The 11,420-nt window shown below is 73.5% G+C and carries 11 protein-coding genes; 4 read left to right on the top strand and 7 right to left on the bottom strand.

Annotated features, from left to right (window positions below):
• Positions 1–6: 6 nt before the first annotated feature.
• Positions 7–1,824 (top strand): acyl-CoA dehydrogenase, encoded by a 1,818-nt coding sequence (locus tag GCE86_RS05890; RefSeq protein ID WP_154225980.1) that lies wholly within the window; start codon positions 7–9, stop codon positions 1,822–1,824.
• A 57-nt stretch (positions 1,825–1,881) separates the two neighbouring features.
• On the opposite strand, the gene GCE86_RS05895 is transcribed toward GCE86_RS05890, so the two are convergent.
• Together GCE86_RS05895 and GCE86_RS05900 are read right to left on the bottom strand one after the other, a co-directional pair.
• On the bottom strand, positions 1,882–3,363 hold the full coding sequence (locus GCE86_RS05895; protein ID WP_204343143.1) for a glycoside hydrolase family 10 protein: 1,482 nt from the start codon (positions 3,361–3,363) through the stop codon (positions 1,882–1,884).
• Positions 3,364–3,703: 340 nt separating this feature from the next.
• The gene (locus GCE86_RS05900) at positions 3,704–4,357 is read right to left on the bottom strand and encodes an SAM-dependent methyltransferase (protein WP_154225981.1); all 654 of its coding nucleotides are present in this window, start codon (positions 4,355–4,357) and stop codon (positions 3,704–3,706) included.
• Positions 4,358–4,672: 315 nt separating this feature from the next.
• Between GCE86_RS05900 and GCE86_RS05910 the strand changes: the two genes are divergently transcribed.
• Positions 4,673–5,056 (top strand): nuclear transport factor 2 family protein, encoded by a 384-nt coding sequence (locus GCE86_RS05910; protein WP_154225983.1) that lies wholly within the window; start codon positions 4,673–4,675, stop codon positions 5,054–5,056.
• 14 nt (positions 5,057–5,070) lie between these two features.
• On the opposite strand, the gene GCE86_RS05915 is transcribed toward GCE86_RS05910, so the two are convergent.
• Both GCE86_RS05915 and GCE86_RS05920 read right to left on the bottom strand, forming a co-directional pair.
• Positions 5,071–5,712: a GNAT family N-acetyltransferase gene (locus GCE86_RS05915; protein ID WP_154225984.1), complete on the bottom strand. Its 642-nt coding sequence runs from the start codon at positions 5,710–5,712 to the stop codon at positions 5,071–5,073.
• Between the two features lie 57 nt (positions 5,713–5,769).
• Entirely contained in the window at positions 5,770–6,858 is a 1,089-nt protein-coding gene (locus tag GCE86_RS05920) for a winged helix DNA-binding domain-containing protein (protein ID WP_208818075.1), read from the bottom strand.
• 57 nt (positions 6,859–6,915) lie between these two features.
• Here GCE86_RS05920 and GCE86_RS05925 point away from each other — a divergent pair, with 57 nt between their 5' ends.
• On the top strand, positions 6,916–7,476 hold the full coding sequence (locus tag GCE86_RS05925; protein WP_154225985.1) for an alpha/beta hydrolase: 561 nt from the start codon (positions 6,916–6,918) through the stop codon (positions 7,474–7,476).
• A gap of 7 nt (positions 7,477–7,483) precedes the next feature.
• Here GCE86_RS05925 and GCE86_RS05930 read toward each other — a convergent pair whose 3' ends face one another.
• The 3 genes from GCE86_RS05930 to GCE86_RS05935 all read right to left on the bottom strand — a co-directional run bounded on the left by GCE86_RS05930 (position 7,484) and on the right by GCE86_RS05935 (position 10,229).
• Positions 7,484–9,163 carry a long-chain-fatty-acid--CoA ligase gene (locus GCE86_RS05930; RefSeq protein ID WP_154225986.1) on the bottom strand — a complete coding sequence of 560 codons (1,680 nt, stop codon included), beginning with the start codon at positions 9,161–9,163 and terminating at the stop codon, positions 7,484–7,486.
• Positions 9,164–9,266: 103 nt separating this feature from the next.
• Complete coding sequence (locus GCE86_RS31550; RefSeq protein ID WP_163636944.1) at positions 9,267–9,443, bottom strand: DUF4175 domain-containing protein; 177 nt, start codon at positions 9,441–9,443, stop codon at positions 9,267–9,269.
• Positions 9,444–9,515: 72 nt separating this feature from the next.
• Positions 9,516–10,229: a polyamine aminopropyltransferase gene (locus tag GCE86_RS05935; protein WP_154225987.1), complete on the bottom strand. Its 714-nt coding sequence runs from the start codon at positions 10,227–10,229 to the stop codon at positions 9,516–9,518.
• Positions 10,230–10,415: 186 nt separating this feature from the next.
• Here GCE86_RS05935 and GCE86_RS05940 point away from each other — a divergent pair, with 186 nt between their 5' ends.
• Entirely contained in the window at positions 10,416–11,420 is a 1,005-nt protein-coding gene (locus GCE86_RS05940; protein ID WP_204343163.1) for a zinc-binding dehydrogenase, read from the top strand.

Consider the following 11,420-nt stretch of genomic DNA (forward strand, 5'->3'; position numbering starts at 1 on the left):
AGCACCGTGTCGTCGTCCACCCTGCTGTCCCGTCGCGATCTGGCGTTCCTGCTGCACGACTGGCTCGACGTCGGCCGGCTGACCGAGCGGCCGCGCTACGCCGAGCACTCGCGGGAGACCTTCGACGCCGTGCTGGACCTCGCCGCGCAGGTCGCCGCCGAGCAGTTCGCCCCGCACAACCGGGCCGCCGACGCCAGCGAGCCGACCTTCGACGGGCAGCGGGTCCGCACGATCCCGCAGGTGAAGGCGGCCCTGGACGCGTACGCCCGCACCGGCCTGCTGGCCGCCACCATGGACGAGTCGGTCGGCGGCCTGCAGCTGCCGCACGCCGTGGCCGCCGCCTGCTCCGCCTGGTTCCAGGCCGCCAACGTGGCCACCGCCGCCTACCCGTTCCTCACCCTCGGCAACGCCAACCTGCTGCTCGCCCACGGCAGCGCCGAGCAGATCGACACCTGGGTCCGGCCGATGGTGGAGGGCCGGTTCTTCGGCACCATGTGCCTGTCCGAACCGCAGGCCGGCAGCTCGCTCGCCGACATCACCACGCGCGCCGAGCCGCAGGACGACGGGACGTACCGGCTGGCCGGCACCAAGATGTGGATCTCCGGCGGGGAGCACGACCTGGCCGAGAACATCGTCCACCTGGTGCTCGCCCGGATCCCCGGCGCGCCGCCCGGCGTGAAGGGCATCTCGCTGTTCATCGTGCCGAAGGTGCTCCTGGACACCGACGGCGCGCTCGGCCCGCGCAACGACGTGGTGCTGGTCGGGCTCAACCACAAGCTCGGCTACCGGGGCACCACGAACACCCTGCTCAACTTCGGCGAGGGCGTGCACCGCCCGTACGGGCGGGCCGGGGCGGTCGGCTACCTGGTGGGGGAGCCGCACCAGGGGCTGGCGCAGATGTTCCACATGATGAACGAGGCCCGCATCGGAGTCGGCGCCGGCGCCACCGCGCTCGGCTACACCGGCTACCTGAAGTCCGTCGCGTACGCCCGGCAGCGCCCCCAGGGCCGGCCGGTCGCCGACAAGGACCCCACGGCCCCGCAGGTGCCGATCGTGGCGCACGCCGACGTACGCCGGATGCTGCTGGCGCAGAAGAGCTACGTGGAGGGCGCGCTCGCGTTGATCCTCTACTGCGGGCGGCTGCTCGACGAGGAGAAGACCGCCCCGGCCGAGGCCGACCGCAGCCGGGCGCACCTGCTGCTGGACCTGCTCACCCCGATCGCCAAGAGCTGGCCGTCCCAGTGGTGCCTGGCCGCCAACGACCTGGCCATCCAGGTGCACGGCGGCTACGGCTACACCCGCGACTACGACGTCGAGCAGCACTGGCGGGACAACCGGCTCAACCCGATCCACGAGGGCACCCACGGCATCCAGGCGCTGGACCTGCTCGGCCGCAAGGTCACCATGCGCGCCGGCGCCGGCCTGGAGCTGCTGCTGGAGACCATCCGGGCCACCGTCACCCGGGCCTGGAAGACCGACGGTGAGGCGGCCGAGCTGGCCGGGCGGCTCGGCGCGGCGGTCGACCGGATCGCCGTGGCCACCCGGCGGCTGCACGGCGCGGGCGACCCCGAGGTGACGTTGGCCAACGCCTCGCTCTACCTGGAGGCGGTCGGCCACGTGGTGATCGCCTGGATGTGGCTGGAGCAGCTGCTCGCCGTCGAGGCCCTGGGCAGCCCGGACGGCCCGGACGCCGACTTCCTGGCCGGCAAGCGGCAGGCCGCCCGCTACTTCTTCCGCTACGAGCTGCCCCGCACCGGGCCGCAGTTCGACCTCCTGGAGAGCCTGGACCGCACCACCCTGGACACCCGCGAGACCTGGTTCTGACACCGGCGGCGCGGTGTGGCGGCCGAGTCGCCGCCACACCGCCACCGGCGCCTCCGATCAGCTCAGGCTGAACCGCTGGTTGGCCTGTCCGTTGCAGTCGTAGATCTGGATCTGCTGCCCGTTGCCGGTGCCCCACACGTCCAGGCAGCGCCCGGACTGCACACCGGTGATGGTGCCGTTGCTGTTGACGTTCCACTGCTGGTTGGCCTGCCCGTTGCAGCTGTAGATCTGCACGGCCGAGGCGTTGCCCGAGCCGGCGGCGTCCAGGCACATGCTGCCGTACACGGTCAGTTGCCTGCTCGACGTGAGGGTCCACGCCTGGTTGATCTGGCCGTTGCAGTCGTAGAGCTGCACCCGCGTGCCGTTGTTCCGCGACGCGTTCGGCACGTCGACACACCTGCCCGACTGGGCGCCGACGATCCGCTTCGCCCCGCCCGGCGTGACCGTGGGCGACGGGGAGGCGGTGCCACCGGTCGGCGTGGACGTCGCCGTCGGGCCGGCGGCGTTGAGGGCGTTGAGCACGGAGGTGTAGGCGGCCTTCTTGTTGCCGCCGCCGTCGAACAGCAGCGGGCTCTCGCTGGATCGCCAGGAGTCGCTGTCGCGTACGCCCCAGACGGTGATGCCGATGCAGCGGGACACGTTCATGCAGGCCTGGGTGAGGCCGGCGTACTGCGTGGTGGAGGCGTTGGTGACGTCGACCTCGGTGAGGGCGACGTCGACGCCGAGGGCGGCGAAGCTGGACAGGGTGGTCTGGAAGTTGCTGGGCAGCGAGCTGCCGCCGGTGAAGTGGGTCTGCAGGCCGACGCAGTCGATCGGCACCCCGCGGGACTTGAAGTCCTGGATCATGCGGTAGACGCCCTGCGTCTTGCCGTAGGACCAGTTCTCGATGTTGTAGTCGTTGTAGCAGAGCTTGGCCGACGGGTCGGCGTTGCGGGCGGTGCGGAAGGCGACCTCGATCCAGTCGTTGCCGGTGCCCTGCAGGTTGGACTGCCGGCGGCTGCCGTCCTCGTTGAACGCTTCGTTGACCACGTCCCAGGCGGCGAGCTTGCCCTTGTAGTGGGCCATCACGCCGTTGATGTGATCGATCATCGCCTGGCGCAGGCTGCTGCCGCTGAGGCTCTGCATCCAGCCGGGCTGCTGTGCGTGCCACGCGAGGGTGTGGCCGCGGACCTTCATGCCGCGCTGGGTGGCCCAGTTGTAGATCTGGTCACCGGAGCTGAAGGTGAACTGGCCCCGCTGGGGCTCCGTCGCGTCCGGCTTCATCTCGTTCTCGGCGGTCACCATGTTGAACTCACGCCCGGCGATCGTGGTGTACGTCGAGTCGCCGAGCCGGCTCGCGGCCATGGCCGTGCCGAAGTACCGGCCCGACTGCGCAGCCGCCGCGCCCAGGGTGCTCGCCGCGGCGTTCGCGTTCGGCATCACCAGCACCACACCGAGCGCCGCGACGGCGGCGACGGTGCCGCTGATCAGCAGTCGGACCCGGAGCGAACGACTCCTTTCGGAGCCGGAGGAGTGGACGGGAGAACTCGTTGCCACCATGGCCTTCTCTCTCGGTTCTGCGTCCCGGGCGCCGAGCACCGCACCGGTGGCCGGCCGTAGCCGCCGCCGCGTGCGAAGGGGAATCGCGGATCGCACGAGCCGAACCTGTGAACGATGGACTTCAATGCCACGTCATGCTGGCACGGCAACGTCGTCGAAACAACAACTTCCGGAACACTTCCGAAACCTGTCTGTCATCAACGTGAGGGCGAATCGCGCGGTCTGTCAGTATTTCCACCGGCCACCGGTGGGCCGGCGGTCACGTGGTGGGAGGGCCGATCGCAGGTGTGCGGCGGCCGCCGCTGGAAGTTCCGGGACGGGTCCGCGAGTGTTGCGGCCTTCAGGACGTGCGGCGGGCGAGCAGCGTCGAGTCGTGGATGCCGACCGTCACGCCGTCGCGGGTCACCGTCCGCGGCCGCTGCTCCACCACGAGGGCCTCGAAGTCGTCCGGCAGGCCGGGCAGCAGGTCCTCGGCGACGAACATGGCCCGCCGCTGGCCGGCGGTCAGGTGGGTGAACACCTCGGACGGCGCGTGACCGACCACGAGGAGGTGCCCGCCGGGCGCGACGGCACCGGCCAGCCGTCGGGTCACCGCCACCATCCCGCCGTCCGGCGGGTGCAGGAAATGGCTGGTGACGAGGTCGAAGGACCGCCCGTCCGCCGTGAAGGTCCGGGCGTCGACCTGCCACCAGTCGGTCCGGTCGGCGACCCCGGCCTGCTCGGCGTGGCGGGCGGCGCGGGCCAGGCCGTTGGCGGAGAAGTCCGCGCCGGTGACCCGCCAGCCCTGCCGGGCCAGCCAGATCACGTCGCCGCCCTCGCCGCAGCCGACGTCGAGCGCGGTGCCCGGCGTCAGCCCGGCCACCTCGGCGACGAGCTGCGCGTTGGGGTTCCCGCTCCAGACCTGCTCCGGACCGGAGTACCGCTCGTCCCAGCTCGGCGGCTCGAACATGGCGGCCGCCTCCTCCTCGGAGAGCTGGTGTCCGTGTCCACTCATGCGGCGGCTTCCTTCCGGTGCTGTGCTGTCCACGCCCCCAGCATCCGGAACGCTCCCGGCACCGACAACGTTTCTTGCCATTTCCGCAAACCGTGGCGGGTGGCGCGAGCGGGCACCGGCCCGCCTCGCCGCCAAGGCGTACGGCCGGCCGACCGCCGGTGGCCGCGGCACCTACGTCTCGTTCCCCGTGCCGGACCGGCCCGAGCTGGTGGCCCTGGTCGACGCGGCCGCCGGCCGCGCCGCCACGTTGTGGGCCGCGCATCGCGGCCTCGGCTGACGGCCGGGGATGTCGGGGGCGGGCGGTACGGTCCGCCCGTGGACGACACCACCAGGACCCGGCGGGCCGCGCACGACTACGTCGACCGTCTGGAGCACCGCGACTGGTCCGGGCTGGCCGGCCTGCTCACCGACGACGTGGTCTACGAGATGCCGCAGACCCGGGAGCGCATCCGCGGCAGGGACAGGTTCCTGCGGTTCAACATCGACTACCCCGGTGACTGGCACCTGCGGATGCGGCGGGTGGTCGCGGACGACCGGACGGCCGCCCTGTGGCTCGACGTCCGGGTCGCCGCCGAGCAGCAGGACGCGTGTGTCTGGCTCGAGGTGTCCGAGGGTGGCCTGATCAGCCGCATCGTCGACTACTGGCCCGAGCCGTACGAGCCGCCGCCGGGCCGCGAACACCTGGTGGAACGGTGGTGAGCACCCGGCTCGGGTCAGAGGCCGAACATCGGCCGGCAGGCCGCCATCCCGTCCACCCGCGCCGGTGGCCGCTGCTGCCGGCTCCATCGCTCCCGGGTGAGCCGTAGGCGGTCGGAGACGAGCGCCTCGTCGCCGCGGGCGTCGACCGAGATGCCGTCGTGCTCGTAGCCGAGCTTGCGGGACACGCCCTGGGAGGCGTGGTTGTCCTGGAACACCTCGGTGCGCGCGGCACGTGCGCCGAGATGCTCGAAGGCCAGCGTCAGCAGGCCGACCCGAGCCTCGGTCCCGTAGCCCCGGCCCTGGTGCGCGATGCCGAGCCACGACGAGGTCATGACCTCACGGACCACGGGGAAGTCGCGCCCGCGCAGCGTGACCACGCCGAGCGGGTCCCCGTCCCGGAAGACTCCGAGACCCAGGCCCCACGCCGCCACGCTCCAGTCGCCGAGCCGGCCCCAGTGTCCCTGCAGGACGCGCCGCGCCCGGTCCTCGGCCCCGCCCTCGGTCCACGGCGTCAGGAACGGGCGCTCGTCCGGGCGGTGCACTCCCCGGCCCGCGAGGCGGGCCAGCTCCGCCAGCTCCTCTTCCCGGGGCAGGCGGAGCTCAAGCCGGGACGTGACGATGGTGAGGCCGTACAGGGGCCACAGGTCGGAGAGCACGGGCCCGATCCTGGCGACCGGGCCGCCGCCGCGCCACCGATTTGCGCGGCCGGCCCGTCACGCGAACTCGACGCCGGCGAGGGAGAGGCCACGGTACGCGGCGAGCCGTTCGGCCTGTTCGGCGATCGCCGTGCGCCGGGCGTCGGACAGTTTCCGCCAGGGCTGGACGACCGGCTTCAACGCCCTGCCCGATCTGCGGGGCCGCCAGGTGCCGACCAGTTCGCCGTCGTCCAGGACGGCGCCGGGGCGGCCCAGCACCGGCCACAACTCCTTGGCCCGGCCCGGGTCCGGCACCACGGTCTCCCGGTCCTTGGCTTGGAGGAGCAGGTCGAACGGGCCGAGCAGGCGGGTGGCCGGGGCGTCGGCCGACTCCAGCGCCGCTTCGTCGGCGGCCAGGAGCCAGCGCGTCTCGCCGTCGACCGGCACCTCGACCACGTCCTCCGGCCAGTGTGCCCTGACCTCCTTGACGGGGGCGTCGAGGTAACCGGCGACGTGCTTGGGGGTGGCCGGGCCGAGCAGCCGGAGGTACGCGCGGATGAGGTCGAACCGGTCGCCCGGTGCGGCCGCCTTCGCGAACCCGGTGATGCGCTCCAGGACCGGCGGCGACGTGTCGAGTCGCAGCTCCAGCCCGGCGCGGAGGGCGGCCAGCCGGAACGGCATCTCGTACAGGTGGGTGGCGTTGCACGGCCGGCAGAACCGCAGGTACGGCTCGGGCAGCACCTCGGCGAGGCGGCCGGAGACGTCGCCCTTGACGGTCGGCCCGCGGACCACGGCGCGCATCCGGGCGGCCACCTCGTCGAGGGCCGCCAGGTTCCCGATCCCGGCCGCCTTCAACGGCCTGGCGGCGTCGTAGATGCGTTTGCCCGCGTCGGCGTCGGAGAACGGCTCGACCGCGGCGGCCACCTCCGCCACATCGGCGCGGCGGTAGAGGTGTGGCGCGCCGCGGACCGTCCAGAGCAGGACCAGTTCCTCGCCGGACACCGCGGTCACGTCGACCCCGCGGACGGCCAGGGCCCACCGGCCACCGTCCGGGCCGGTGTCCTGCACCCCGATGTCGAGCACCGCGGTGTCCGTGAGCGTGCCCTCGGCCCGGTCGAGCTGCTGCGCCCGGACGCGGAAGTTCATCACCTGGCGACGATCGACCACGTGCCCACCCTACGCAGCCGCCCGTCCCCGCCGGTCTGCCGCTCTAACCTTCTCGGCATGACAGAAAGCCGGCAGGTCCTGTTCATCCAGGGTGGCGGCGCGGGCGTGCACGACGAGTGGGACGACAAGCTCGTCGACAGCCTGCGGCGGGAGCTCGGGACCGGGTACGAGGTCCGCTACCCGCGCATGCCCGACGAGGACGACCCGAGCTACGCCAGCTGGGGTCCGGCGCTGCGGCGTGAGCTGGCGGCCCTGGCCGACGGCGCGGTCGTCGCCGGGCACTCGGTGGGCGCGACGATCCTCGTCCACGCTCTCACCGAGCGGCCACCGGAGCGGGCACTCGGCGCGATCGTGCTGGTCGCCGCCCCGTTCGTCGGTGCCGGCGGCTGGCCCGGCGAGGAGTTCGCGCTGCCGCACGACCTCGGTACGCGGCTGCCCCACGGCGTGCCGGTGCACGTGTTCCACGGCCTCGGGGACGAGACCGCCCCACCGGCACACGCCGACCTCTACGCCCACGCCATCCCGCAGGCACGGCTGCACCTGCTGCCCGGGCGCGACCACCAGCTGAACGACGACCTGAGCGAGGTGGCGACGGCGATCCGCCGGACGGCCCGCTGACGTGCGCTCAGCCCTCGGCGAGCAGGCGGTCGCGGACCTCGCGGCGGAGGACCTTGCCGATCTGCGAGCGGGGCAGCTCCTCGACCACCACCACCCGGCGCGGCACCTTGTAGCCGGCGAGGTGCTGGCGGCAGGCCGAGCGGACCGAGTCCGGGCCGGCGCCCACACCGGGGTCCAGGACCACAGCGGCGACCACCTCCTCGCCGTTGCCGCCGGGCACGCCGACCGCGGCGGCCTCGCGGACGCCGGGGATCCGGAGCAGCGCCTCCTCCACCTCGGACGGGTAGACGTTGAACCCGCCCGTGATGATCAGCTCCTTGATCCGGTCGACCACGGTGATGAAGCCGTCGGCGTCCATGGTGACCACGTCGCCGGTGCGCAGCCAGCCGCCGGGCAGCAGCACCCGCGCCGTCTCGTCGGGGCGGTTCCAGTAGCCGGCGAACACCTGCGGGCCGCGGACCAGCAGCTCGCCCGCCTCGCCGGGGGCGCGGTCCCGGGTGGGGTCCTCCGGGTCGACGAGGCGCACCTCGGTGGAGGGGAACGGCACCCCGACCGTGCCGGGCCGGCGGGTCGGCGCGACCGGGTTGCCCAGGGTGATCGGCGAGGTCTCGGTCATCCCGTAGCCCTCGACCAGCAGGCCGCCGGTCACCGACTCCCACAGGTCCACGGTGGCCGGCGGGAGCGCCATGGCGCCGGAGATGGCGTACCGGACGGAGGTGAGGTCGACGCCGCGTTCGCGGGCCGCGGTGGCGAGCCGCGCGTAGATCGGCGGGACGGCGGGCAGGAAGGTCGGCGGGCGCCGGCGTGCCGCGTCGAGCACCTGGTCGACGTCGAAGCGGGGGAAGAGCACCAGGGCGGCGCCGATGCTCACCGCGAAGGTGAGGCAGAGCGTCAGCCCGTACGCGTGGAACAGCGGCAGCACCGCGTACACCGTCTCGGCGCCGTCGCGGAGGCCGGGCACCCAGGCCCGGCCCTGCGCGGCGTTGGCCCGCAGGTTGCGGTGGGTCAGCACCGCGCCCTTGGGGACACCGGTGGTGCCGCCCGTGTACTGGAGCAGCGCGACGTCGGTGGGCCGGGGCGCGGGGTGGTCGGCGGCCAGCGGGGCGGCCCCGGCGACCAGCGCCGACCAGGAGAGGGTGTCGGGGGCCGGGGCGGTCATGGCGGCCCGCGCGGCGCGGACCTTCGGCAGCGGCAGCCGCAGCGCCCAGCGCTTGAGCCGGGGCAGTGCCCCGGTGAGGTCGACGGCCACCACGGTCTCGACCGCGCCCCGTCCGGTGACGAGCGGCGCGACCTTGTCCCACACCACGGCCACCCGGGCGCCGTGGTCGGTGAGCTGGTGGGCCAGCTCGTCGGCCGTGTAGAGCGGGTTGTGCTCGACCACCACCGCACCGAGGCGGAGCACCGCGTAGAAGGCGACGACGTGCTGGGGGCAGTTCGGCAGCACGAGGGCGACCCGGTCGCCCTTGCCGACGCCGAGCCGGCGCAGCGCCTCGGCGGCGCGGGCCACCTGGTCGGCCAGGCCGGCGTAGGTGGTGGTGGCGCCGTAGAAGTCGAGCGCCACGTGGGGCCCGAACCGGCGGGCGGCGTCGGTGAGCAGGTCGACCAGCGAGCCGGTCGGCTCCGCGATCTCGGCCGGTACGCCCGGGGCGTAGCTGCGCGTCCAGGGCCGCTGCGGGGTCGCGTCCATCGCCGTCTCTCCTCGCTGCCGGATGACGGCCCTCAGCCTAACTTAACCACCCGGTAACTTACCGTGGGGTAACTTGCTGAGTTCGTCACACGGCGGCGGTGGGTCAGCGGCGTGGGGCGTTCCTCTGCACGACCCGGCGGCCCCGCACGAAGGCCAGCACGATGAGCACGACCAACGCGATGAGGCCGATGATGAGCAGCCAGCGCACCGCCTCCAGGAACAGCCCGAGCAGGATGAGTACGGCGGCCACGACGCCGACGATCCAGAGCAACGCCCGCATGTCGTCCTCCCGGGAGTACGGTGGGCCGCCCGCTTTCCCGCTCCGGCCCCCGCCATGCGCGCCGGACCCGGGTCAGTGCCGGGCCACGTAGACGGTGTTCGCGGCCTCCCGGCCCTGCAACGGGTTGGGGAAGCGGACGACGTGCGCCACCGAGGTCGGGAACACCTCGGTCAGCGTCCGCTGGAACGCCTGATCCGGCGGGTCGTTCGACCAGAGCGCGAACACCCCGTCCGGCTCGAGCAGCGCGGCCAGCCGGCGCAGCCCGTCGACGGTGTAGAAGTCGGCGTGGCTGGGGTGCAGCACCTGGCGCGGGGAGTGGTCCACGTCGAGCAGCACGGCGTGGAACCGGCGCCCCGGCGCCTCCGGGTCGAACCCGACGCCGCTCGCGACCGCCGCGAAGAAGTCGGCCCGGACGAACCGGGTCCGGGAATCAGCGGCCAGCCCGGCGGCGAACGGCAGCAGGTCCCGGCGGTGCCAGTCGATCACGTCCTCGATGGCCTCGACCACGATCAACGAGCGCACCCGGGGGTCCTCCAGGGCGGTGCGGGCCGTGTAGCCGAGGCCGAGCCCGCCCACCACCACATCCAGCGCCCCGTCCGACAGCGGGGCCAGCCCGAGCCGGGCGAGTTCGATCTCGGCGACGGGGAAGGCGCTGGACATGAGGAACTCGTCGTCGAGCTTCACCTCGTACACGTCGACGTCGAGTGCCGGGTCGCGGCGCCGCCGCAGGCTGATCTCGCCGATCGGCGTCTCCCGCCAGGCCAGTTCCTCGAAGCGTGCGCCCACGGGTGTCCTCTCCGCCGGTCCGTGACCGGATGCTACCGGCCGGTCGCCCGGCCGCCCGGGGATATGGGCGGCGCGGCCGTTTTTCCGCGTCGCGCCGCATCGGCGGCCCGGCGGCGGGTACGCCGCCGACGGCTCCGGCGCGGCGCGGGGTCGAGGACGCCGGAGAGGGGAGCGGACGTGGCGGAGATGCTGGCCGGACGGCTGCACGTGGCCGAGCGGGCGCTGCGGATGGAATCGGTGCCGGTGCCCGAACCGGGGCGCGGGCAGGTGCGGATCCGGGTGGCCGCGGCCGGGGTGTGCCTGTCGGACGTGCACCTGATCGACGGGACCCTGACCCCGCTGTACCTCGGTGGGGACGTGGTGACCCTCGGGCACGAGGTGGCGGGCACGGTGGACGCGCTCGGTGACGGGGTGACGGGCTGCCAGCCGGGGCAGCGGGTGCTGCTCCAGGCGGGGGAGCGCGACCGCTTCGGCCTCGTGCTCACCCGCGGCGTCGACTACGACGGCGGCTGGGCCGAGTACGCCCTGGCCCGCGAGGACACCCTGGTTCCCGTCCCCGACCTGCTCCCGTTCGAGCAGGCCTGCATCATCCCCGACGCGGTCTCCACGCCGTGGGCGGCGGTGACCGAGACGGCCCGGGTCCGGCCCGCGGAGGCGGCCGCCGTGTGGGGCGTCGGTGGCCTCGGCGCGCACGCCGTGCAGTTGCTGCTGCTGGTCGGCGCCGCACCGGTGATCGCCGTGGACCCGTTGCCCGCCGCCCGGGACCGGGCGGTCGCGCTCGGCGCGGACGTGGCCCTCGACCCGGCCGACGACGGCTTCAAGGACGCCGTGCTCGAACTCGTCGGCACCCGCGGGCTGGACGTGGCCTTCGACTTCGCCGGCGTGAACGCGGTCCGTGAGCAGGCCATGACCGTGCTCGGCCGGCACGGCCGGCTGGTGCTCGCGGGCATCGCCAACCAGCCGGTCAGCATCCCGTCGGACAGCCGGTTCACCTACAACCGGCAGGCGGTGCTCGGCCACTACGGTTCCGAGGCCGAGCACGTCGGGCAACTGGTGACCCTCACGGGGCTGGGCCGGCTCGACCTGTCCGCGTCGGTCAGCGACGTGCTGCCGCTGGCGGACGCGCCGGAGGCGGTGCGCCGGGTGCACGACAAGGAGGGCAACCCGATCCGCCTGATCCTGCGTCCCTGA

Origin of the sequence: Micromonospora terminaliae (assembly GCF_009671205.1) — a bacterium.
In the GTDB taxonomy this organism is placed as follows: Bacteria; Actinomycetota; Actinomycetes; order Mycobacteriales; family Micromonosporaceae; genus Micromonospora; species Micromonospora terminaliae.

Bases quoted from the DNA above. Each gene is read 5' to 3' on its own strand.
- GCE86_RS05895 (WP_204343143.1), bottom strand. From the start codon at position 3,363: ATGGTGGCAACGAGTTCTCCCGTCCACTCCTCCGGCTCCGAAAGGAGT.
- GCE86_RS05900 (WP_154225981.1), bottom strand. From the start codon at position 4,357: ATGAGTGGACACGGACACCAGCTCTCCGAGGAGGAGGCGGCCGCCATG.
- GCE86_RS05925 (WP_154225985.1), top strand. From the start codon at position 6,916: ATGACAGAAAGCCGGCAGGTCCTGTTCATCCAGGGTGGCGGCGCGGGC.
- GCE86_RS05930 (WP_154225986.1), bottom strand. From the start codon at position 9,163: ATGGACGCGACCCCGCAGCGGCCCTGGACGCGCAGCTACGCCCCGGGC.
- GCE86_RS31550 (WP_163636944.1), bottom strand. From the start codon at position 9,443: ATGCGGGCGTTGCTCTGGATCGTCGGCGTCGTGGCCGCCGTACTCATC.
- GCE86_RS05940 (WP_204343163.1), top strand. From the start codon at position 10,416: ATGCTGGCCGGACGGCTGCACGTGGCCGAGCGGGCGCTGCGGATGGAA.